A 20808-nucleotide genomic window follows, 5' to 3' on the forward strand; every position below is an offset into this window, starting at 1 on the left:
GCGGGAGACGGGCGACAGTACGGCGTACGGGGGTCAGCGTGCGGTGTTCGCGACGGATGATCCGGTGTGGGCGATGTGGTTCGCGCTGCTTGCCCGCGGGCCCGGCTTTCGGTCGACGCGCAACGGAGTTTGGTCGATTCGCGGGCGACGGCGCTATTTCTTCTCGGTCGACAGCGACGACGCGGATGTCCTCGCTGACGGCTGGCTGTATGTGCTGCCGCGCGCCGGCTTCACCCCCGAACCAGCCGTGGCCGGCCTGCTGCAATCCGGCCAATGGGTCAGCCCCGAACCAGTCAAACCCCTGGCCCGCTTGGCCGTCACGCCTGCCGACTTTCCCTTCGCCGACCTCATCGGACGCCACAACAGCGGCGACTCCATGGTCCGAACGCTATGGAACGCCCGTACTGCGTATCGTCGGCGCCCGCGTGCCTTAGGGTCCTGAACTGTGAGAGTAGAAGTCCTGGATCAAGTCACCGATGAGATCGTCGCCGCCTTCGATCGCCTGCTTCCGCAGTTGTCGCGATCGGCGGAAGCGCTCGATGCGGCTGCGCTGCGACGACTCGTGGCGTATGAGGCGAACACGATCCTGATCGCCCGCAGCGGGGACGCGATCGTCGGCACGTTGACCCTGGTGGTCTTCCCGATCCCGACCGGCCTGCGAGCCTGGATCGAGGACGTCGTGGTCGACGAGAGCGCCCGGGGTCAAGGCGTCGGGGCGGCGCTGACCGAGGAAGCTCTCCGAATCGCCCGCGCGGCCGGCGTACGGACCGTCGATCTCACCTCGCGCCCCGAACGCGCCGCCGCCAACCGCCTCTACCAGCGCCTCGGCTTCGTCCAGCGGAGCTCCCAGGTCTACCGCTACACCATCTAGTTGCCATCGGCACCCTTCCGGCGTTGATCCTGCTCGTACTGGCGGTGATCGTCAGCGCTCAACTACTGATGATGATGGGCCGGCGAAAGCCTCTGGCCGCGCGACTCAGAAGCCTCGACGAGGGCGGCGACGCGACCAGCCTGCTCATCATCGGGTTTCTCCTCGGTGGCGCGCTGGGTGCCGTGATCGGCAGCCTGTTCAACAACACCGGCGCCGGCGCTGCAGCGGGGCTCGGCGCGGGACTCTTGACCTGGCTTGTCGCTCTCGTCTGGGCGCACAAACGGCCGCAACCACCCGCTCGACACCGCGATCAGTAGGGTTCTGCGCGTGACGTACATCCGCTACCAGAGCCCGACGCCCAACGCACGAGGCGCCTTCATCGGCATCTTCGGCCTCGTCAACGGGCTCGCGCGCGACGGTCTGCTGACGGAAGAGGAGGAGAGCTTCCGGCGTACGAACAACGCCTGGTACGACGAGGCGTACACCGACCCGAGCACGGTCGATCCCACCGTGTACGACCGCACCCTCAACCCACTGGCCGCCGCCTGGTTCCGCACCGCCACCACCGCCTGGCTACTCGAACCCCTCCCCGGCTACCTGCAAATCCTCCAGGCCCACCACGTCCCCTGCACCAAACTCCATTCCCCCGACCCCGGCCGAATCATCTACTCCGACCCCCACCAGGTAGTCGTCGTCCCACATCGCTGATGCCCGGTCAGACGAACGCAGCTCTGCTCTGCGAGGCCGTTCGATGGGTGAGCGATGAACCATTCCCTGGCTGGATCGAGGTGACCTTCACCGATGCAGACGGGCACCTGTGGAACCTTCATGACAAGCCCACAATCTTCGGCAACTCTGTCGCCCTGGTGCGCGAAGCCGCCTTCCCGATCGCCGTGGAGCTGGACTGCGAGATCCTCCATGTCGAGCAACGCTCAGGGCAGGAGCTGATCACCATCTCCACCCGCGCGCCTTGGGGCGTGACAACCGACGACAACCGATCCGAGTTCATAGTCTTCGGCTGGCAGCTGATCGATCGGTAAGCAGGAGCTGCGTGCCCCTAGATCCCGTCACGTCACGGAGGCGCACCTCGGGAAGTTGTCGGTGGGGGCTGGGAAGCTGCTGCGTATGGCGGCGAGTCCGGAGGAGTGGCGCGACAACGGGGACGGTTCAACCTGGGTGATCGGGACGAAGCTGGTCGACCGCGACGTCGATCGGCTGCAACACGTGCGCTACTTGACTCTGGTAGACACGCGCCTACCCGCCGACTTCCTCGGCCAGCTTCCGAAGCTCGAGCTACTCGATCTCCGCGGAGCCCTCAGCGCCCGTACGGCGAGCCAGCTAGCCGAAGTGCCCAACCTTCGCGCCCTGGCCATCAACCGAGCCCGCACCCTGACCGAACTCCCGGCGCTAGGATCCTCGCTCGAATTCCTAGACCTCTACGGCCTCTCCCAGCTGACTACCCTGCCCCCGATGCAAAGCCTCACCAACCTCCGCCGCGTGAACCTAGGCCAACTCAGAACCCTCACCAACTGGACCCCACTCGCAACCCTTCCGCGGCTAGAGGCACTAGAGCTCACCAACCACCTAACCCCAGACCTCGACGTACTCACCCAGCTAGCCACCCAGTCAACCTTCACCCACTTCGGCTGGTCAGCCCCCGACGAACCCCACCGCAAGCTAGCCGCAGCCACCCAAACCGCCAACCGCCCCAAGCCCAACAACCTACGGATCCAAGACCTCTGGAACGCCTACTAACCTGCCGTGGTCAGTTGGTGACGTGGGCGGTGTTGTCGAGCCAGTGCTGGGCTAGGTCGGCGTCGCCGTCGATGTTGATGCGGGTGGCTTCGGGATCGGTGAGTGGGAGCCTGCGGGTCATGGCGAGTAGGAGCGATCCTGCCGGGCCGGTGATCGTCACGTCCGCCCGATGGGCTCCGCGCTGCCAGGTTGCTCCTCGGGTCGCCGTACGACGAACCATGCGCCGGCGTCGCCGTCGGCGTCGGTGGCCAGCCATTGCAGGGTCTGGCCGGTGCCGCGGAGGGCGTGGGCGGACGCGGGCCGCTGCATCTCCCAGGTGGGCGAGGTGAGCATCGAGAGGTGGTTGCTGATCAGCGCGGCCGCAATGTCGGCGTCCACCTCAGCGGCTGCCACCCGGCCCGTCCCGTACGCCGTACCGGTCCCGCTCGCCGTACCGGCTTCGTTAGCCGAACCCGTTGCGTTCGCCGTACCGGCTGCGTTGGCTGCGTCGAAGCCGTGGACGACCGCCTCGTTGAGCATGCTGGACAGCCAGAACTGTGCGCCGGACCGTTCGTCGCCCGCCGCGTTGAACACCGGCGCGTCGAGAGCCTCGTCGGAGCAGGCAGCCGCGACTCGCTGGGCGGATTCCGCCAGCCACGCGTGCCATTCACCCGGGTCGGCGGGGAGTACCGCCAGCTCGGTGGGCAGTTGGGTGGGGTCGGTGATACGCCGCTCGATGAGCTCCGCCACCCAGTGCTGGGTCTGCCCGAGGTGCTCGACCAGGTTGGTGACGGTCCACTCCGGGGTGGTCGGCACGGCCGCCTCAGGCCCGGCCGTGGCGGCCGATTCCGCCAGCCGCCGGGTGTATTCGACGATCCCCTGCCGCGCACGTTCCGCACTCAACTCGCTCATGGGTCTCCCTCTCAGCGTTGGGACGGACGCTTCTTCCGTCTGCCCCAGACTCTGCCGGAGACCGTTTACGGCTTCTTTCCGATCCCTCTCCGAAAGGCGCGCCCCGGCGGAGGACCAACCCCTACCCCGGAGTCAACCACCTCCGCGGTCCGGTATCCGATTCGGAATCCTCCGGCGCTCCCGCTACACTCTTGCATCGGCCCCCGGGCCACGCCGCCTTAGCTCAGTCGGCAGAGCGTCTCACTCGTAATGAGAAGGTCGTCGGTTCGATTCCGACAGGCGGCTCCACCCAAACCCCCAGGTCAGAGACCACTTCCTGACGCTGGGGGTTTTCTTCTTTTGACCATCCTTGGTGCGGGTCGTGGTGCGAGACGGCCGTAAGCTGCGCGGTGTGGCCAACGAGAAGGCGAAGCCGAAGCGTCAGCGCGGCCAGATCTAGACATTGCCATCCGGCTCGCTGCGGGTCAGTGTTTACGCCGGGCTAGATCCGATCACGAAGGACCGCGTGTACCTACGCGAGACGGTGCCGGGCCGAACGCGGAGAAGCAAGCCGAAGCAGTGCTCCCGCGGTTCCGGCTTGAGGTATACGAACGGCGCCACCCCCGTACGGACGCGACCGTCGAGCAGCTGCTTGAGCGGCACCAGGCCAACGCCAAACTCGGCTTCAAGACGAAGGAGAACTACCGCAGCCAAGCCGATAAGAACATCATCCGCTTCATCGGTCGGCAGAGGGTGCGCGCGATAGACGCCGACGTCACGGACTCGTTCTACTCCGAGTTGCGGTGATGCCGGGACCACTGCGACAGGCAGCCCTGGATCGACCACCGAACCGACCTAGCGCACGACTGCGACGAGACGCGTACCCATCGCCAGCTTGTGCAGTGTAACCATTCTGGTTACATTGGTTGCACGCGAGAGGAGTCGACACCGTGTCGAACGAACTGCACTACGAAGTGATGACCGTGCGCCGTGAAGGCGTGACGCGGGATCTGCCCGAAGGTGATGTCGAGCTGCGGTGGGTGGCGAACAGCGCCACGCTGATCTGGGGCGAGCGGGACGCCGTTCTGGTGGACACGTTCACCACCGTCGAGCAGAACGAGCGGCTGATCGAGTGGGTCCGCGGGCACGACAGGACGCTCACCGCGGTGTACCTCACGCACGGCCACGGCGACCATGGGTTCGGTATCGGGGCGCTGCGTGGAGCGTTCCCGGAGGCTCGCATCCTGGCCACCGAGGGAACGATCGCACAACTGCACATCCAGGCCTCGCCGGAGTACGTCGCGGGCTTCTGGGAGAAGCTGTTCCCGGGTCAGATCCCTGCGATCGAGTTCCCGGAAACCCTCGACAGCGACACCTTCGAGCTCGAGGGAAACGAGCTGCGGATCATCGAGACAGGCCAAACCGACACCGAGTCGACCACGTCGCTGTGGGTGTCCAGCCTCGGCTTGCTCGTCGCCGGCGATGTGGTCTACAACGCCACTTATCCGTACCTCGCCGAGACCACCCCGGCCACTCGGCAGAACTGGATTCACGCTCTGGAGCAGCTGAAGGCACTGAATCCTGTCTTCGTCGTCAGCGGGCACAAGCAGCCGCAGAACGGCGACGCGCCCGCCGACATCGACGCGACCATCGACTACCTGCGCGATGTCGACGAGATCGCGGCCACCTCCGCGGACGCCCTCGACTTCTACCGGAAACTGCTCGCCAAGCAGCCCGGGCGAACGAACGTCGGTTCCGCATGGGGTACAGCGAAACTCGTCATGGGAGCTCCGGTCGCCGGACAAAGCGCATGAGTGCGAACTCCCGACTGGCGCTCGCCGTTCATTCGCTGGAATGGATCGAGCTGCGCGCCAGACTGAACAACGGCGCAGCGACCTCGGACGGCATCGCTGGCAGCGTGAAGACGAATCCAGTCCTGATCCGCCGATTGCTGGGCCGCCTCAGAGAGGCCGGACTCGTCCATTCGCAACGTGGAGCCAACGCGGGCTGGGTACTGGCCCGGCCCGCTGACGAGATCACCTTGGCCGACGTACGTCGTGCGCTCGACGACGGGCCGTTGTTCAGCTTGCACACCTCGCCGCCGTCCGAGAACTGCCCGATCGGCCGCAGTATCCGGCCCACCCTCGGCGAGGTCTACCGCGAGGCGGAACGCGCAGCCGACGAACGCCTCGCCACCGTCACGATCGCGGCATCACTGGATGCGACGCTGGCAGCATCCCATTACACGGTGGAGAACGGCTTTCAATGACGGCGGCGGCTTCGCCGAAACTGCGGGCAGCACGGTGCTACAACACAGCGCAGTTCACCGCCGACTCCACCGCACCCGGCTCCGCGCAGCTCTGATGCCCGCCGCGCGCGTCGCATAAGCCTTCGAAGTCCGACATCGATCAGCTGCTGATTAACTCCGGTGGTCCAGCGAACGTCCGGACGATCGAAGTGCCGACCAAACCGCGCACGTGGGCGCCGGGCATCCAGCGACCAGTCATGTCCCCAACCGCCGCGATCGCCCCGGTTCCTACTCGTGGTGCGGGACGTGGTGCGAAACGGCGAAGAAGCATGAGAATCCTGGCTGGTGATGACAGTGACCACTCAACCGGAAGTGCCTCATGAGACCGGGCGACACGCTGAGCGTCCTCCTCGTAATGAGAAGGTCGTCGGTTCGATTCCGACAGGCGGCTCCACCCAAGCCCCCAGGTCAGACACCACTTCCTGACGCTGGGGGTTCTGTCATTCCCGGTCCGATCCAAGCCAGACCGAGGCGGCGGTGTGACGGAGGTCATGGACCCGTCATTTGGAAAAGCCGATGGCCTTGATCGCAGCCGACCAGCGCTTCCAGTTGCCTTCGCTCAGGGCCTGCCGTGGCGAGGGTGGAACAGCTATGCGCCTTGGCGCCGGGTGGCAGGCACGGGGCCGGCGCGGGAGCGCTCCTTTCCTGTCAGAATGCAGATGTGGGCAAGAATTCTCCGGACTGGCCGACGCCGGGCGATGTGCCGGACGAGCAGGTCTGGGGCAACAACTGGTTCAGCCGCATCTTCCTCAGTCTGCCTGTCCTGTGTGCCACTCTGTGGACTCTGATCGACAGCGAGAACTGGCCCATCAGAGAGATGTGGCCGGCGCTCTTGGCGCTGGGCATCCTCAGTGTGATGGCCATGCGGCCAACAGTTCGCACGACGAAGGACGAGCTCGTTATCCGCTATCCGATCGGCGGTCGACGGCTAGCGAGAGCAGACGTTGTCTCAGCGAGATTCAACTACTCCGGGCTCAGGATCCGCCTGCGAGATGGTGGGTCTGCGTTCGCGTTCCTGTCGCCGAAGATGACCTCGACCGAGCTGAGTAGCGGCGGCCGGCCAGAGCCCGGCAGTGCGGCGTACGAGATCACAAGATGGGCTCAGGCAGTCGATCCCAGTCGAGCCCCATTGGTGATCCCGAAGTGCCCAGAACCGCCGACATCCACCCCCGATCACTGAGCACGATCACCTCTCAAGGCCGGTGGTCGTCGGGCGATTGGGGCTGAAGGCAACGGATTCGCCATGAGAAGGTCGTCGGTTCGATTCCGACAGGCGGCTCCGGGTGACCTGCGCCGGACGGTCGTCAGATTTCGGCGCGCATGACCCATCGCCACTTGGCGATCAGACGGTCACGCACAAACCCGAACTGTTCGTAGAGCTCCTCCGGGCCGGTATGCAGGTAAGCGCCGCGCTGCGGCTTGCGGTCGACGGTCTGCTCCGGATAGGCCTCCACCACTCCGCCGCCGGCAGCCCGGATCGCGTCCAGTGCGCCCTCGACTGCCGCACGGGCGACGCCACGACCGCGGTGTCGACTTCCAGTGAAGATGCACCCGATCCGCCACGCAGGAACCTCTGAGGCGCCAGCGGCGTACTTGGTCGGGTTCTTGATATTGGGCAGCTCCGCCGGGGTTCCGTACTGGCACCACCCCACGCAAGTACCGTCAGAGTCGTAGACGAGGATCTGGTGCACTGTGCCATCGTCCACGTGGGCGCGCTTGGCAGCGCGGTTGCGTTCAGCGCTGTGCGGCGCCTCGCCGAACCCTTCGACATGAAAGCCCATGCACCAGCAGCCGCCCCAAACCCCGTTGTTGGCTTCCACCAGCGCGCAGAAGTCGTCCCATGTCTCCGGCGACAACGGCCGAGTCGTGTAGGTACTGGTCACCGGCATTCTCCTTCCTCAAGCTCGCCCTGCAACGATATGCGCGTGCAGGTCGAGGCTGATTGACCCGGCCTCAACAGCGCGACGGCGGCGGCTTACCCGCGGGGTGTTTAGCCTTCGCGGGTGCGGTGGGGTGCGGATGGTCGTCGCGGCGGCTCTCGTCGTCTGGTCACCCAGCACACTGGGGCAAAGACCGCTGGTTGCCCCCGAATTGGTCCTGAAGATGCCCGCAGAACTGGACCACATCAAGGTACCGCTTCGCTGTCGAGTGATGAGCGCCGCCAAGAGCGGAGCGCGGCGGATGGGCCATGGGGCCCGCGAGCTGCGGATGTCACTTGCTGCAGTTTGCTCGCGTCTCGATGTCTCTTCGTGAAGACTCCAGTTACTTCTTCGTCGATCCTGGGAGACCAATGTGAGCAGATTTGTTCGTCGCGCGGTGGCAGTCGGGGTGGCGGCTGTCGCCGCTGCGGGTGGCGCCACCGTTCCCGCTGCAGCGACCACTCAATTCGCGGTGGACCACTTCAGGGTCTGCATGGATGAGGCGACGAACGACTGCTCGACCAGGGTCGAAGGTTCCATCACCTGGGGCCAGCGGACGGCAATCGTCACTGGCAAGGTGATCAACGGGGAAGGCGGCTCCGCGACGGCCGCCTTCTCTGCCTATGCGGGATCGAAAAGGATCGACCACACGACTCGCACCGCTAGCGGTGTGTCCACGACGCCCTTCAGTTTCGTGATCGGCGACCCCAATCTCGTCGGCGGGATCAACAGGATCTCGGAGACGATGGGAGTGTTCACCGGCCAGTTGGTCGTCCCCGGCGATTCGAAGGTCGACATCAGGGACTAGGCGTCAACGGCCGGAAGTTCCACCTATGAGTTCTCGCGGCGACTCGTAACAGAGAGTAACGAGTGCGGGCGGAGCGAGGCCTGCCATTCGGTGCGGTTCACCGGTTGGGGGTTCTGTTCGAGTCATTGACGTGCAACAGTCGATGGACGGGCAGGATTCGATCGTGCTGGGGGCGGCACAATGAAGAGACTCGTTTTGGCTCTGGGGGCACTAGTCACCGTCGTAGGTCTTCAGAGTGGGGCGGCGGTTGGGTCGCCGATTTCGCAGGATGCTGTCGTCGTACAGAATCCGTCGGACCTCACGCCGCGGGTGCAGGACGGCGCCGTCTACAAGATGCTGCAGCTGGGCGGGATCATGTTCGCCGGCGGCCACTTCAGCACGGTGAAGCCGTGGAACAACTCCAGCACGATCAACCGGAACCGGCTGTTCGGCTTCAACCCGCTCAGCGGCGGGCTGACTGCGTTCAACGCCACCTTCAACGCCGATGTCTGGGCCCTGGCCACCGACGGTAACTCGCTGTGGGTCGGCGGTTACTTCAACGACGTCAATGGTGTCGCCCGCACCGGCGTCGTCAAGCTCAACCCGTACACCGGCGCCGTCGACCCGGCTTTCAACGCCCGGATCACCGGGTCGGTCACGGACATGGCGCTGGTGAAGGGCCGGCTCATCCTCGGTGGCACGTTCAGCAAGAAGCTCATGGCGATCAACCCGGCTACCGGCGCCGACACCGGCTACATCAACATCGCCATCACGGGCCAGCCGGTGAACCCCAATTCGGGCCCGACGAAGGTGTTCCGCTTCGCGCCGAACCCGGCCGGCACCCGGCTGGCGATCGTCGGCACGTTCACCTCGGTCGGCGGACAGGCCCGGCGGCAGGCGGCGATGATCAACCTCGGCACCAGCTCCGCGACCGTCAGCGGCTGGTACTCGACGCTGTTCGACAACAACTGCCAGACCGTACAGCCGACCTACACCCGCGACGTCGACTTCTCGTACGACGGGACGTACTTCATCATCGTCACCACCGGCGGCCCGTTCCCCAATGACCGGACCAAGCTCTGCGACGCCGCGATGCGGTGGAACACCAACGACTCCCGTACGACGTATCCCGTGTGGGCCAACTACACCGGCGGCGACACCCTGCTGTCCGTCCAGGCCACCCGAGCGGCGGTGTATGTCCAGGGACACCAGCGCTGGATGAACAACCCCGCAGGCTCCAATTCCGCCGGACCCGGCGCGGTCTCGCGGCCGGGTATCGCAGCACTCAACCCGCACAGTGGGCTTGCCTATTCATGGAACCCGACCAAGGATCGCGGCATCGGCGGGTACGACCTGTTGCTCACCTCAACCGGTCTCTGGGTCGGCTCCGACACCACTCATATCGGCGGTGAAGTGCACGAGCGGCTCGCCTTCCTGCCACTTCCCTGAGCGTCCCGAAATGACGCGGGAATAATTCGCCGGAGAAATGCATTGACTCGGAGTGTGGTGCCGGGTGAAACTTATGCCCGCAAGGTCAACCAGAGCTGATAGGAGCCGATCGTGTTCGGGAAGCAGAACGTAGGGCGGGAGTGGCGGCAGCAGTACGCCATCGCGTCGGCGTGCCTGCGATCCCTGCCCGGCTACGCCCACCGCTACCTGACCGATGCCGAACTCAGCCCGACGTCGGGCGGCCCACCTGTCTGATCTCTTGCAGATCACCAGAGCCGCCCGAGTCGGGATTCCGACCGAGGCGGCTCTTTCTTTTGCCTGCCAACATCGTCGGTGCGCAATGGTTGCCGGCCGGATTCCAAACCCGCGCCGTGAGGGTTCGATTCCCTCCACCGATGCTTTGTCGACGCTTACGAGTGGCGAATTGAAGAATTGACAACTGGATATGCCATTGCAATTCCCCGGGTGCCCGACAAGGCCCCCGGGGAGAGCGAGCTGTGGGCCAGCGGCCAGGCCACCTCATTTGGGATGAGGGGAACGGGAGTTCGAATCTCCCCAGCTCGACCAGGCGCCCGCAGCATGCTCTGCTACCGGCCGAGCGGGCGCCCCAAGCGTGCCCTGCGCCGGAAATCCGCAGTCCATCCGGCGCAGGGCGCAACGAACGCCCGTGGCTCAACTGGAGAGAGCACCTGCCTACGAAGCAGGAGGTTGCAGGTTCAAGTCCTGCCGGGCGTGCTGTGTCCGAGGCGGAAGAGAGCGATGCGCCGGGATGTGACCCCGGAGGAAGCGGGTTCGAGCCCCGCCGGACACCCCAGCAACACCTGTACTGCGACCCGCGGCCGCCCCGCGTGGCGTAGTACGGGACCGAGCGGCTCTGGCCCAATTGGAAGAGGCGCCTGGCTTAGGACCAGGAGGTTCAGGGTTCGAGTCCCTGGAGCCGTACTCGAAACAGCCGCACCGGAACACACGTCCCGGTTACGAACAGTCGGGCACACTTGAAGAGAGGAGGAACCAAGCATGAGCGGTGTCATAGTGCTCAACGCCTCATATGAGCAGCTCCACGTCGTGTCGATCCAGCACGCCATCCGGATGCTCGTCCGGGAAGTGGCGGTCGTCGAAGAGGCGCACGACGGCGCCAGCATCGGTCCGTTCCCCCTCCCCCGCGTGCTTCGCCTGGTGCGCTACGTAGTCACCAAGTGGCGCTACGCGTCCGGGCGACTGCAGTACACACGGGCCGGCGTACTGAAGCGTGACAAGTACACGTGCGCCTACTGCGGTCGTACTGGTGCCACCACGATGGACCACGTCGTACCAAGGTCCCGTGGTGGGCGCGGTGAGTGGCTGAACGCAGTAGCGGCTCACGCGTCCTGCAACGAGAAGAAGGGCTGTCGCACGCCAGACGAAGCCGGGATGCCGCTGTTGTGGCAGCCGTGGATCCCTTCGCGTGCAGAGATAGCACTCTGACCCGGCGCCCACAGGTGTCGCGTCAGAGCGATGCCAGGTGGGCGACGGCGACCCACCCTCGGTTCTGACCCGAGGCCCCGCAGGTTCGAGCCCTGCCCTGGCAGCTTGTACGACGTACGCCACGTCGCGAGTACAGCGGCGAGTGCCGCGCAGCGGGGTGGTGCGGCGGGTGCGGCGTCGCGGGTGGTGCGGCGGGTGCCGCGCAGCAAGCGACGCGGCGTACGGAAGCGGGGATCGCGTCGGCACGCGAGTGACCCTTGCAAGGTCGCTTCACCGGGTTCGACACCCGGGATCTCCACGCCAGGTGGAATAAGCCGAGTTTTGGCCTAACGGCAGCCGTCTCGAAAACGGTCGGCGCTTCGAGCGCGTGGAGGTTCGAGACCTCCTTCCACCGCAACCGAACAGAGGAGTGGGGAGATGAACGTTCAGTACCCGGTCCCGCTGAGTGGGGCCAAGAGCTCCACTCTGATGTGGGCTCAGGAGCATGAGGTCGGCGCGCAGGCGCTGCAGCAGCTCCGGAACATCGCGGCGCTGCCGTGGGTGCACGGCGTACGGGTGATGCCGGATGTCCACCTCGGCAAGGGCGCCACGGTGGGGTCGGTGATCGCGATGTACCAGGCCGTTTCGCCGGCCGCGGTCGGAGTCGACATCGGGTGCGGGATGGAGGGTGTGCTGACGTCGCTGACGGCGGCGGACCTGCCGGACGACCTGGGTGCGATCCGGTCCCGGATCGAGGCCGCAGTACCGGTCGGATTCCGGGCGCACGAACGCGCGGTGAGCGTGCGGAAGCTCGGGCTCGACCGTGGCTGGGATCGCTTCTGGGGGATGTTCTCGAGCCTGCACGACGGGGTTCAGGACCGGGAGAAGAAGGCACAGCAGCAGATGGGGTCGCTGGGTGGCGGCAACCACTTCATCGAGGTGTGCCTGGACGACGACGACCGGGTCTGGCTGATGCTCCACTCGGGTTCGCGCAACATCGGCAAGGAGCTGGCCGAGCGGCACATGCGGATCGCGAAGGCGCTGCCGCACAACGCCGATCTGCCGGATCGTGACCTGGCGGTGTTCCTGACCGGTACGCCGGAGATGGACGCGTATCGCCGGGACCTCACCTGGGCGCAGGAGTACGCCTCGCGGAACCGCGCGGTGATGCTCGCCCTGGTGATGCAGGCCGTGCGGGAGTCGTTCGAGCAGGAGATCACGTTCGAGCAGCCGATCTCGTGCCACCACAACTACGTGGCGGAGGAGACGATCGACGAGCTCGAGCTGCTGGTCACCCGCAAGGGCGCGATCCGGGCGGGCAAGGGCGACCTCGGGCTGATCCCGGGGTCGATGGGCACCGGCTCGTACGTCGTCCGTGGTCTCGGCTCGGAGCAGTCCTTCTACTCGGCCTCGCACGGGGCAGGCCGGCGGATGAGCCGCAACGAGGCGAAGCGCCGGTACACGGTCGACGACTTGATCGCCCAGACGGCCGGCGTGGAGTCGCGCAAGGACGCCGGGGTGCTGGACGAACTGCCCGCGGCGTACAAGGACATCGAGTCGGTCATCGCCGCCCAGTCCGACCTGGTCGAGGTCGTCGCCCACCTGAAGCAGGTCATCTGCGTCAAGGGATGAAACCGCGCCCGCCGTGCTCAGGGGACACGGCGGTCGCGGTGAGGTGAGGTCCGCCTGATGGCAGGGGCAGCGGTTTGCTAAACCGTCGACGGGCTCACCGCTCGTCCGTGAGTTCGAATCTCACCCTCACCGCGTTACAACAGCAAGCCTTGTTGGCCTAGTGGTTAGGGCGCCCGGTTGTCAGCCGGGAGGTCGCCGGTTCGAATCCGGCACAGGGCGCGCAGGACAAGTAGGCCCCGTTGGTCTAGTGGTTAGGACATCCGGTTCTCAGCCGGGGGATCGCCGGTTCGAATCCGGTACGGGGTACGCGAGGCGCAGTGGACCAATTGGAAGAGTCACCGCGTTTTCACCGCGGAGGGTGCGGGTTCGAGTCCCGTCTGCGCTGCGAGAAAGACCGGGCAGGAGCGTCACCGTGGGAGAGGTGGGGCGGGTTGTAACCCCGTTGCTTCGGCTGAGCAGGTTCGAATCCTGTCTCCTGCACTCCAACCAACAACGAGAAGGAGAGGAGGACCGGCCATGGCCGACCTCAGAAACAAGCGGAGGAAAATTCCTGGCGGTAGGACCGGTGCTCCGGTCCAGCAGGGTCACGCCCTCCGCCGCGTACACCTCGCCTGCGGGCACGTGCAGCGCGACCGGATCGCTCACGCGGGCGATCACGTCTGGTGCGAAGCCGACTGTTCCGACTGGGTCCGCGTGGTCTCGGTCGAGGAATAGCGGGCTTACCCCCTCGTCTAGGGGATCCCCCATTGCCAGAACGGTGGGGGAACCCCGACAAGAGGGGGTAAGCACACTCTCGGGACGCACGGGATGCACGGACCCCGGGAGACTGTGACCCCGCAGTGCTCCGGGGGCAAGCTCTCTGGTGACGGATGCACGCCCGGCCCTCCGAAGGCTGGGTCCCTGGTTCGACTCCAGGCAGGGAGACTCAGAGGAACAGCTTGTCGGGGTTGAGCAGGCCGGAAGGGTCGAAGACGGACTTGAGTTGGCGTTGCAGCTGCAATCCAACAGGGCCCAGCTCTTGGGCCAGCCAGTGGGACTTGAGTTTGCCGATGCCGTGTTCGCCGGTGATGGTTCCGCCGAGCGACAAGCCGAGTTGCATGACGGCGCCGAAAGCCTCCAAGGCGCGAGCCTCGGCAGCAGGGTCGTCACGGTCGAAGACGACAGTCGGATGCATATTGCCGTCGCCTACATGCCCAGGGCAACAAATCAGTACGTCGTACTTCGCGCCGATCTCCGCGATCCCGTGCAGCAAGGAGACGAGTTTGCTGCGCGGTACGGCGACGTCGTCCACCAGCGTCACGCCCAGCCTCTCCAACGCGGCGTTCACCAGCCGCCGAGCCTCCAAGAGAAGACGAGATTCCTCAGCATCGGACGCCTCAGCGACCTCCACAGCCCCAAAAGCCGAGCAAATACGGGCGATCTCAGCAACATCAGCCGCCGCTCGCGGCCCACGATCCGACTGCGCGATCAGCAGAGAACCAACCTCGGCAGGCAACCCCATGTCCCGATAGTCCTGGATCGCCCGAGCCGTCGCACCATCCAGGAACTCCAGCAACGAAGGCCGCAACCCGGAAGCCATCACCGCCGCCGCAGCAGCGATCCCATCCTCGATCGAGAGGAACGTAGCCGCTGCGGTCAGGGCAGCCTCAGGCCCAGGACGCAACGCCAGCGTCGCCTCGGTGACGACGCCAAGCGTCCCCTCCGAGCCCACCAGCAGCCGCGTCACGTCGTACCCGGCAACGCCCTTCGCCGATCGCCGCCCGGTCCGGATCACCTCGCCGGATGCGAGCACCACCTCGAGCGCCCGCACGAAATCACCCGTCACGCCGTACTTCACGCAACACAACCCACCGGCATTCGTAGCGATGTTCCCACCGATCGTGGACATCTCCCACGACGAGGGATCCGGCGGATAAAACAGGCCCTTTTCGAGCACGGCGGCCGACAACACAGAGTTCACAACTCCGGGTTGAACCACAGCGACCTGGTCCTCGACCGAGATCTCCAGAATCTGATCGAGCCGCGAGGTGGACAGCAACAAACACCCGTCCAGCGCATTCGCCGCCCCCGACAACCCGGTTCGCGCGCCTTGCGTCACCACCGGTACGCCGTACTCGGAGCAGGCCCGCAGCACCTCCTGCACCTCGGCGGTGGACCCAGGGCGGACGAGTACGAGTGGCACACCCGCAGTACAGAACGAAGCATGATCGTTGCGATGGCTGTCCAGTACGTCGGGATCGGTGACGACCGCCTTGTCGCCCAGCGACGAGCGGAGCCGCGAGACCAGCGTCATTGATCCTCTTCCTGTTCGGCCAGCAGGCGAAGGACCAATTCGGCCCGGCGGACCCGTTCGCGCCCGAGCGCCTCCGCCGTCGCGGCCAGATGCAGCCCGGACGGGTAGATGTTCGGCGCGTTCCGCAGCCCCATCTTCAGGTAGACCGGCGATGCGATCCGCACGACCTCGGGGACGTCGTAGAACCGCACGTGCCCGCCCTGGTCGTCAGGAACCTCGATATACATGTCGATCGGCGCAGTCGTCGCCGCACGAATCTCCGCCAGCGCACTGAGCGGCAGGTCCGTCGAGACGTTCAGACTTGTCGCGCCGAGACGTTCGTAGAGAGCCGCAGTCGGACCATTTGCCAACGGCATCAACACCGACGTCTTGAGAACCAGATCCGGCGGCAACGACCCATCCTTCTTCAGACGACCAAGCAGTTCCAGTACGCCGAGATCGCCCACCAACAGGCTCCGAACACCCAGCTCGACAGCGCGAAACGCATCACAAAGCGACGCGGCAACCATCTCGTTGCCCCGGGCAACACCGCCGACCGCCGCCGACACCTTCGCCTGACCGCCGATGTCCCAACTCCCCCGCGGGCCGAGGAACAGGCAGACCTCGACCGAATGCGCAACGCCAAGCTCGACCATGTCCTCGATCTCACGGTCGGTCAGCATCATCACGCCGCTGCCCTGCGAGACCCGATCGACGTTCACCCCACGCTCGAGAGCCTCCGACAGGACGGCAGCCATCACCTGCGGACCTTCACAGCTAGGGATCTCGATCCGGTACTGCGTACCGTCGGCGAAGCGCATCCCCGGCACACCGGTGCCGCCGATCACGTGCCCGCGCTCGGCCAACAGCGCCCGCGCTTCCCGAAGATTCATCACAACTCCTGCCAGCCGGTCAGACATCCGGAACCATCGATCAGGTCCCGTGCGGTCCCGGCGATCTCCAGATCGAACCGGTTCGCGGCCTCAGTCAACAGGGCCGGCGTCACCATCAGCTCGTTCGGCGACAACGTGTCGCGAATCCGGGCCAGCCGCAACGAAGCCCAATCCCGACGCCCACTCATCGTCACCGCAGCCAGTACGGCGGCCGCGTCGTCCTCCAGCACCATCGGCAACCGCGACCGCCGCGCTCCCCCGGCGCCGGACGTCAACGCGTTCACATAGCTGGCCCGCAGATCGATCTGCTCCAGCAATCGCGCCGGGATCACGTCGGCGAGCCCGAGCCCCGACGCGTTTCCATGCGACGCCTCCGACAACCGATGCACCGAAACAGCCGCGATCGACGGCGACTCGAACTCGGGAATCCCATGTACCCAGCACCGCCCGAGCACGTTCGTATCCATGCCGGTCCCCGATTTGTCCTTACCCATCTCGTCCACGACCAGCACATCCAGCTCGTCGAACGGCAGCCGCGCCATCAGCCCACCCGCTCGCTGAAGCAACCCATTCTCGGCCGGCCCGGCGATGCCATCAGCATCGACAAACTCGACGGCGGCGGTCTTCTCGTAGGCGTTCTCCAGGATCGCCAGTCCACCCAGGACCTTGCCCGAGGCAACCACCAACCGCGCCGCAGCTTCGATGGCTCCACCAAGCGCTGGGATACCGCCGGCATGGAGTGCCGCCGCACCTCGATGATTGCCGAGCCCGATCGCGAGGATCTTGGCCAGCCCGCTCTCGACCGGGCCATGGAAGTCCGTGTGCGGTTTCACCCGATTGACCAGCAACACACCGTCAGCCTTGGCAGCCAACGCGTCGTGATGCACCGGCGTACCGTCCGGCAAGTTGCCCAGGAGAACTGTTTCCATGGTTGCCTCGATCGGGCAACCAACACTCTCGGGTGTGACGCCGAGGCCCGCCAGCATCTCCCGCTGCCCATCGGCTGTCGCACCACCATGAGAACCCATCGCCGGTACGACGAACGGCTCGGCGCCCGCGGATCGCAACCAGTCGACGGCGGCCTTGACGACGATCACCAGGTCGTGGATCCCACGGCTGCCGGCCGTCACGGCGATCCGCGCACCCGGCCGGATCGCCGCGGCCAACGGAGCCAGGGCGGCCTGCGCAGCGGCGTACGGATCGGCCTCGATCGGTACGTCGTGGAGCAGCCGGCGCACGGGCGTGACCTGCGGAAGCACGCCCTCCGGCCGCAGTCCACGGATCGCCTCGAACGGGCCCCAGTCCCCGCGACTCGACCGGGAACCCTCGCCGCTGGACATCAGTGACTCTGCCGGGCGACGGCCGAACCGCTGCGACCGACCAGGAAGTCCAGATCGCACCCCTCGTTCGCCTGGGTGACATGGTCGACGTAGAGCCTCGCCCAGCCGCGATCCGACGGCACCGTCACCGGCTGCCAGTCCGCTCGCCGCTTCGCCAACTCCTCCTCGGAGACATCGAGATGCAGGCTCCGGGCCGGCACATCGAGCTCGATCCAGTCACCGGTCCGGACCAACGCGAGCGGCCCACCGACAGCCGCTTCCGGAGCGACATGCAGGACCACAGTCCCGTACGCCGTACCGCTCATCCTCGCGTCGGAGATCCGCACCATGTCGTCCACACCCTGCTCGGCAAGCTTGCGTGGAATCGTCATGTTGCCCACCTCGGGCATCCCCGGATAGCCACGCGGACCCGCGTTCTGCAACACCAGCACGGTGTCCTCGTCGACGTCCAGGTCCATATCGTCGACCGCGAGGTCGTACTCCTCGATGCTGCTGAACACCAACGCCCTGCCCCGGTGCTGCAACAAGCGCTCGGAGGCGGCAGATTGCTTTACAACGGCACCATCGGGAGCCAGATTTCCCTTCAAAACTGCGGTTCCTGCGCCGGATCCGAGTGGATTCCCGACCGCGCGGATCACGTCGGTGTCGACCGTTCGCTCGGCCTGGGCGACGTTCTCGCCGATCGTGCGACCGGTGACGGTGATCGCATCCGCCTTCAGCAGCGGGAGGATCTCCCGTAGCACGGCAGGAAGACCGCCTGCGTAGTAGAAGTCCTCCATCAGGTACTGCCCCGACGGCTGAAGGTCGACGAGCCACGGTACGCCGCGGGCCCATTCGTCCATGTCGTCGAGCGTGAGCTTCACGCCGACCCGGCCCGCGATCGCGAGCAGGTGGATGACGGCGTTGGTCGAGCCGCCGATCGCCGCGTTCGCCCGTACTGCGTTGGCGAAGGCGTCGCGGGTGAGGATGTCGCTCGGCTTGAGGTCCTCCTCGACCATCTGCACGATCCGTTGACCGGCCTGCTGGGCGATCGCATAGCGGCGGGAGTCGACCGCAGGGATCGCGGCCGAACCGGTCAGCTGAAGACCGAGCGCCTCGGCCATGCAGGCCATCGTCGACGCCGTACCCATCGTCATACAGTGCCCGTTGCTACGGGACATGCCGGACTCGGCGGCTGCGTAGTCCTCCTGCGTCATCCGGCCGGCATGGAGGTCCTGGGTGAACCGCCAGACCGCCGTACCGGAGCCGATGTCGCAGCCGCGGAACTTGCCGTTCAGCATCGGACCGCCGGTCACCACGAGGGTCGGCAGGTCGACGCTGGCGGCGCCCATGATGGAACCGGGCGTGGTCTTGTCGCAGCCGGTGAGCAGGACCGCGCCGTCGATCGGGTTGCCGCGCAGGGATTCCTCGACGTCCATGCTGAGCAGGTTGCGGAACAGCATCGCGGTCGGGCGGAGCATCGTCTCGCCGAGCGACATCACCGGGAATTCGAGCGGGAAGCCGCCGGCTTGCCAGACGCCACGCTTCACCGATTCGGCGAGGCGGCGCAAGTGCGCGTTGCAGGGCGTCAACTCGGACCAGGTGTTGCAGATCCCGATCACCGGACGCCCGTCGAACACCTCGTCGGAGAACCCCTGCGCCCGCATCCAGGACCGATGGATGAACCCGTTCCGGTCCTTCTCCCCGAACCAATGGTCGAAGCTCCGTCTGCCGGTGTGCGCCGCGGAACCGTCCGCGGGGATCGCCCGGCTCGGCGATTCGCCGGCGGGCCGCCCGGTCTTCTCGGGCGTCGGCTGACCTTCGGGGTCAGCGGGCAGGTCGGCGCTGACGCCAGCAGGGTCGACAGCGCTCGCGGAGGTACCGGCGAGGGGCTGGTCGTTGTCGGCGACGGGCGGCAGGCCGTCCTCGCCTTCGGTGGGTCGATCGCTCATCGCTGCACCTCTCCGGTCGTCACGGTTCCGTTGATCCGGCGGCTGACTCCAGCCGGATTGGCATCCCGCAGTACTGCGGGGAGCACCGCGCCGGGAGTGTCCTGGTAGGCCACGGGACGCTGGAACCGGCGCGCCGCCGTCACCCCGACACTCGTGTGGATCGACCCGACCGTCGACGGGAACGGCCCGCCGTGGTGTTGCGCCCAGGAGACCGCCACGCCCGTCGGCCAGCCGTTCCACAGCACCCGGCCGGCCCTTGCCGTCAGCAACGGAAGTAGCTCGCGGGCCAGCTCCGCGTCCGCCGACTCCTCCGCGTGCAGCGTCGCCGTCAGGTTGCCCTCAAACGCTTCTACAGCTGCCTTCAGTTCCTCGATCGACGAGTACTCGACCACGATCGATACCGGCCCGAAGCACTCCTCGAGAATCTCCTCCTGCCGTGCCAACAACTCGGAGACCGTTGTCCCCAGCAACGTCGCTCCGCCGTCACTCAGCACCCGAACGCCGTCGACCTTGCGCAGCCGATCGAGTCCGGACGAGAAACCTTCGGCGATGCGGTCGTTCAGCATCGGCGCCGCCGCGACCCCACCAGTTGCCTCAGCCAACTGTTCGTCCAGGCCGTGACCGGCCGGGAGGAAGAGCAGTCCGGGCTTCGTGCAGAACTGGCCGACGCCGAGCGTGAAGGATCCGACGTACCCAGCAGCAATGTCGTTTCCGCGGGCATCGACTGCCGCCTGGGTGACGAAGACCGGGTTGAGACTGCCGAGTTCGCCGTAGAACGGGATCGGCTCCGGCCTGGTCACCGCGATCTCGTGCAGCGCCTTGCCGGCCGGGACGGAACCGGTGAACCCGGCCGCGGTGATCCGGGGATCCTTGAGCGCCGTCACACCCACGTCGTATCCCTGGATGAGGCCGAGAGTGCCGGCCGGCGCGCCCGCCGTACGAAGGGCCTCGATCATCACCTCGGCGGTGCGGACCGACAGCTCGGGGTGGCCTGGGTGTGCTTTCACTATCACCGGGCAGCCCGCGGCCAGCGCCGACGCGGTGTCGCCGCCGCAGACGCTGAACGCGAAGGGGAAGTTGCTGGCGGCAAAGACCAGGACCGGGCCGAGCGGGACGAGAACGCGCCGCAGATCCGGTCGGGGTACCGGCTTCGCCTGCGGGTCGGCAGTGTCGATGACGATCTCGAGCAGCGAACCCTCCTCGAGTGCGTCCGCGAACATCCGGAGCTGGCCGCTGCTCCGGCCGACCTCTCCCCTGAGCCGCGGCTCGGGTAGCGAGGACTCGCGCATCGCGATCGGGACCAGCTCGTCGGCCGCGGCGTCCAGCGCGTCGGCGACG

Annotated in this window: 24 protein-coding genes and 11 tRNA genes; 27 read left to right on the forward strand and 8 right to left on the reverse strand. The window is 66.3% G+C overall.

Features of this window, described 5'->3' with window-relative positions; genetic code table 11:
• Positions 1-43 precede the first annotated feature (43 nt).
• From ABZ004_RS21070 to ABZ004_RS21095, 6 genes are all read left to right on the forward strand, one after another.
• Entirely contained in the window at positions 44-442 is a 399-nt protein-coding gene (locus ABZ004_RS21070; RefSeq protein WP_355681870.1) for a hypothetical protein, read from the forward strand.
• A gap of 3 nt (positions 443-445) precedes the next feature.
• Positions 446-871 (forward strand): GNAT family N-acetyltransferase, encoded by a 426-nt coding sequence (locus ABZ004_RS21075; RefSeq protein ID WP_355681872.1) that lies wholly within the window; start codon positions 446-448, stop codon positions 869-871.
• A gap of 23 nt (positions 872-894) precedes the next feature.
• Positions 895-1188, forward strand: a complete 294-nt coding sequence (locus tag ABZ004_RS21080) for a hypothetical protein (RefSeq protein WP_355681874.1) — start codon at positions 895-897, stop codon at positions 1186-1188.
• Positions 1189-1198: 10 nt separating this feature from the next.
• Positions 1199-1579 carry a hypothetical protein gene (locus ABZ004_RS21085; RefSeq protein WP_355681876.1) on the forward strand — a complete coding sequence of 127 codons (381 nt, stop codon included), beginning with the start codon at positions 1199-1201 and terminating at the stop codon, positions 1577-1579.
• A gap of 47 nt (positions 1580-1626) precedes the next feature.
• The gene (locus tag ABZ004_RS21090) at positions 1627-1911 is read left to right on the forward strand and encodes a hypothetical protein (RefSeq protein ID WP_355681878.1); all 285 of its coding nucleotides are present in this window, start codon (positions 1627-1629) and stop codon (positions 1909-1911) included.
• 85 nt (positions 1912-1996) lie between these two features.
• A complete protein-coding gene (locus ABZ004_RS21095; RefSeq protein WP_355681880.1) occupies positions 1997-2626 on the forward strand; it encodes a hypothetical protein in 630 nt (209 codons plus the stop codon).
• A 10-nt stretch (positions 2627-2636) separates the two neighbouring features.
• Here the strand turns inward: ABZ004_RS21095 and ABZ004_RS21100 are convergent, their stop codons facing one another.
• Positions 2637-2882 (reverse strand): hypothetical protein, encoded by a 246-nt coding sequence (locus tag ABZ004_RS21100; RefSeq protein ID WP_355681882.1) that lies wholly within the window; start codon positions 2880-2882, stop codon positions 2637-2639.
• Positions 2783-3517: a maleylpyruvate isomerase family mycothiol-dependent enzyme gene (locus ABZ004_RS21105; RefSeq protein ID WP_355681884.1), complete on the reverse strand. Its 735-nt coding sequence runs from the start codon at positions 3515-3517 to the stop codon at positions 2783-2785. The genes ABZ004_RS21100 and ABZ004_RS21105 overlap by 100 nt, the downstream gene beginning before the upstream one ends.
• A gap of 212 nt (positions 3518-3729) precedes the next feature.
• Here ABZ004_RS21105 and ABZ004_RS21110 point away from each other — a divergent pair.
• From ABZ004_RS21110 to ABZ004_RS21130, 5 genes are all read left to right on the forward strand, one after another.
• A tRNA-Thr gene (locus ABZ004_RS21110) sits at positions 3730-3805 on the forward strand.
• Positions 3806-4075: 270 nt separating this feature from the next.
• Positions 4076-4303 (forward strand): hypothetical protein, encoded by a 228-nt coding sequence (locus tag ABZ004_RS21115; protein ID WP_355681886.1) that lies wholly within the window; start codon positions 4076-4078, stop codon positions 4301-4303.
• 143 nt (positions 4304-4446) lie between these two features.
• Complete coding sequence (locus ABZ004_RS21120) at positions 4447-5310, forward strand: MBL fold metallo-hydrolase (protein ID WP_355681888.1); 864 nt, start codon at positions 4447-4449, stop codon at positions 5308-5310.
• Positions 5307-5765, forward strand: a complete 459-nt coding sequence (locus tag ABZ004_RS21125) for an Rrf2 family transcriptional regulator (protein ID WP_355681890.1) — start codon at positions 5307-5309, stop codon at positions 5763-5765. The genes ABZ004_RS21120 and ABZ004_RS21125 overlap by 4 nt, the downstream gene beginning before the upstream one ends.
• Positions 5766-6465: 700 nt before the next feature.
• The gene (locus ABZ004_RS21130; protein ID WP_355681892.1) at positions 6466-6984 is read left to right on the forward strand and encodes a PH domain-containing protein; all 519 of its coding nucleotides are present in this window, start codon (positions 6466-6468) and stop codon (positions 6982-6984) included.
• A 124-nt stretch (positions 6985-7108) separates the two neighbouring features.
• On the opposite strand, the gene ABZ004_RS21135 is transcribed toward ABZ004_RS21130, so the two are convergent.
• Positions 7109-7687, reverse strand: coding sequence for a GNAT family N-acetyltransferase (locus ABZ004_RS21135; RefSeq protein ID WP_355681894.1), 579 nt, complete (start codon positions 7685-7687; stop codon positions 7109-7111).
• A 409-nt stretch (positions 7688-8096) separates the two neighbouring features.
• Between ABZ004_RS21135 and ABZ004_RS21140 the strand changes: the two genes are divergently transcribed.
• The 16 genes from ABZ004_RS21140 (at position 8097) to ABZ004_RS21215 (ending at position 13748) form a co-directional block, all read left to right on the forward strand.
• Positions 8097-8531: a hypothetical protein gene (locus ABZ004_RS21140; RefSeq protein ID WP_355681896.1), complete on the forward strand. Its 435-nt coding sequence runs from the start codon at positions 8097-8099 to the stop codon at positions 8529-8531.
• Positions 8532-8711: 180 nt separating this feature from the next.
• The gene (locus ABZ004_RS21145; RefSeq protein ID WP_355681898.1) at positions 8712-9959 is read left to right on the forward strand and encodes a hypothetical protein; all 1248 of its coding nucleotides are present in this window, start codon (positions 8712-8714) and stop codon (positions 9957-9959) included.
• Between the two features lie 111 nt (positions 9960-10070).
• Positions 10071-10214: a hypothetical protein gene (locus ABZ004_RS21150; protein WP_355681899.1), complete on the forward strand. Its 144-nt coding sequence runs from the start codon at positions 10071-10073 to the stop codon at positions 10212-10214.
• A 236-nt stretch (positions 10215-10450) separates the two neighbouring features.
• Positions 10451-10526: transfer RNA gene (locus tag ABZ004_RS21155), tRNA-Pro, on the forward strand.
• A gap of 94 nt (positions 10527-10620) precedes the next feature.
• Positions 10621-10694, forward strand: a tRNA-Arg gene (locus ABZ004_RS21160).
• A gap of 2 nt (positions 10695-10696) precedes the next feature.
• A tRNA-His gene (locus tag ABZ004_RS21165) sits at positions 10697-10773 on the forward strand.
• 54 nt (positions 10774-10827) lie between these two features.
• A tRNA-Leu gene (locus ABZ004_RS21170) sits at positions 10828-10901 on the forward strand.
• 75 nt (positions 10902-10976) lie between these two features.
• Positions 10977-11423, forward strand: coding sequence for an HNH endonuclease (locus ABZ004_RS21175; RefSeq protein WP_355681901.1), 447 nt, complete (start codon positions 10977-10979; stop codon positions 11421-11423).
• A 303-nt stretch (positions 11424-11726) separates the two neighbouring features.
• Positions 11727-11817 (forward strand) — tRNA-Ser (locus ABZ004_RS21180).
• Positions 11818-11891: 74 nt separating this feature from the next.
• Positions 11892-13034 carry an RtcB family protein gene (locus tag ABZ004_RS21185; protein WP_355681923.1) on the forward strand — a complete coding sequence of 381 codons (1143 nt, stop codon included), beginning with the start codon at positions 11892-11894 and terminating at the stop codon, positions 13032-13034.
• A gap of 42 nt (positions 13035-13076) precedes the next feature.
• A tRNA-Ser gene (locus ABZ004_RS21190) sits at positions 13077-13166 on the forward strand.
• A 14-nt stretch (positions 13167-13180) separates the two neighbouring features.
• A tRNA-Asp gene (locus tag ABZ004_RS21195) sits at positions 13181-13253 on the forward strand.
• A 14-nt stretch (positions 13254-13267) separates the two neighbouring features.
• A tRNA-Glu gene (locus ABZ004_RS21200) sits at positions 13268-13340 on the forward strand.
• Positions 13341-13345: 5 nt separating this feature from the next.
• Positions 13346-13419, forward strand: a tRNA-Glu gene (locus tag ABZ004_RS21205).
• A gap of 13 nt (positions 13420-13432) precedes the next feature.
• Positions 13433-13514, forward strand: a tRNA-Tyr gene (locus tag ABZ004_RS21210).
• 36 nt (positions 13515-13550) lie between these two features.
• Complete coding sequence (locus ABZ004_RS21215) at positions 13551-13748, forward strand: hypothetical protein (RefSeq protein WP_355681903.1); 198 nt, start codon at positions 13551-13553, stop codon at positions 13746-13748.
• 211 nt (positions 13749-13959) lie between these two features.
• On the opposite strand, the gene ABZ004_RS21220 is transcribed toward ABZ004_RS21215, so the two are convergent.
• From ABZ004_RS21220 to ABZ004_RS21240, 5 genes are all read right to left on the reverse strand, one after another.
• The gene (locus ABZ004_RS21220; protein WP_355681905.1) at positions 13960-15327 is read right to left on the reverse strand and encodes an FAD-linked oxidase C-terminal domain-containing protein; all 1368 of its coding nucleotides are present in this window, start codon (positions 15325-15327) and stop codon (positions 13960-13962) included.
• Positions 15324-16199: a U32 family peptidase gene (locus ABZ004_RS21225; protein ID WP_355681907.1), complete on the reverse strand. Its 876-nt coding sequence runs from the start codon at positions 16197-16199 to the stop codon at positions 15324-15326. The genes ABZ004_RS21220 and ABZ004_RS21225 overlap by 4 nt, the downstream gene beginning before the upstream one ends.
• Entirely contained in the window at positions 16199-17539 is a 1341-nt protein-coding gene (locus tag ABZ004_RS21230) for a DUF2088 domain-containing protein (RefSeq protein ID WP_355681909.1), read from the reverse strand. Before ABZ004_RS21230 ends, ABZ004_RS21225 begins: the two co-directional genes overlap by 1 nt.
• Complete coding sequence (locus ABZ004_RS21235) at positions 17539-19470, reverse strand: IlvD/Edd family dehydratase (protein WP_355681911.1); 1932 nt, start codon at positions 19468-19470, stop codon at positions 17539-17541. Before ABZ004_RS21235 ends, ABZ004_RS21230 begins: the two co-directional genes overlap by 1 nt.
• A partial coding sequence (locus ABZ004_RS21240; RefSeq protein ID WP_355681913.1) for an aldehyde dehydrogenase (NADP(+)) occupies positions 19467-20808 on the reverse strand: 1342 nt, incomplete at its 5' end. The genes ABZ004_RS21235 and ABZ004_RS21240, both read right to left, overlap by 4 nt.

Source organism: Kribbella sp. NPDC006257 (assembly GCF_040613535.1).
Taxonomy (GTDB): domain Bacteria; phylum Actinomycetota; class Actinomycetes; order Propionibacteriales; family Kribbellaceae; genus Kribbella.

Excerpts from the sequence above, each read along its gene's own strand:
- ABZ004_RS21095 (WP_355681880.1), top strand. The coding sequence starts at position 1,997 with ATGGCGGCGAGTCCGGAGGAGTGGCGCGACAACGGGGACGGTTCAACC.
- ABZ004_RS21100 (WP_355681882.1), bottom strand. The coding sequence starts at position 2,882 with ATGGCTGGCCACCGACGCCGACGGCGACGCCGGCGCATGGTTCGTCGT.
- ABZ004_RS21105 (WP_355681884.1), bottom strand. The coding sequence starts at position 3,517 with ATGAGCGAGTTGAGTGCGGAACGTGCGCGGCAGGGGATCGTCGAATAC.
- ABZ004_RS21125 (WP_355681890.1), top strand. The coding sequence starts at position 5,307 with ATGAGTGCGAACTCCCGACTGGCGCTCGCCGTTCATTCGCTGGAATGG.
- ABZ004_RS21145 (WP_355681898.1), top strand. The coding sequence starts at position 8,712 with ATGAAGAGACTCGTTTTGGCTCTGGGGGCACTAGTCACCGTCGTAGGT.
- ABZ004_RS21175 (WP_355681901.1), top strand. The coding sequence starts at position 10,977 with ATGAGCGGTGTCATAGTGCTCAACGCCTCATATGAGCAGCTCCACGTC.
- ABZ004_RS21185 (WP_355681923.1), top strand. The coding sequence starts at position 11,892 with ATGTGGGCTCAGGAGCATGAGGTCGGCGCGCAGGCGCTGCAGCAGCTC.
- ABZ004_RS21215 (WP_355681903.1), top strand. The coding sequence starts at position 13,551 with ATGGCCGACCTCAGAAACAAGCGGAGGAAAATTCCTGGCGGTAGGACC.
- ABZ004_RS21220 (WP_355681905.1), bottom strand. The coding sequence starts at position 15,327 with ATGACGCTGGTCTCGCGGCTCCGCTCGTCGCTGGGCGACAAGGCGGTC.
- ABZ004_RS21225 (WP_355681907.1), bottom strand. The coding sequence starts at position 16,199 with ATGAATCTTCGGGAAGCGCGGGCGCTGTTGGCCGAGCGCGGGCACGTG.
- ABZ004_RS21230 (WP_355681909.1), bottom strand. The coding sequence starts at position 17,539 with ATGTCCAGCGGCGAGGGTTCCCGGTCGAGTCGCGGGGACTGGGGCCCG.
- ABZ004_RS21235 (WP_355681911.1), bottom strand. The coding sequence starts at position 19,470 with ATGAGCGATCGACCCACCGAAGGCGAGGACGGCCTGCCGCCCGTCGCC.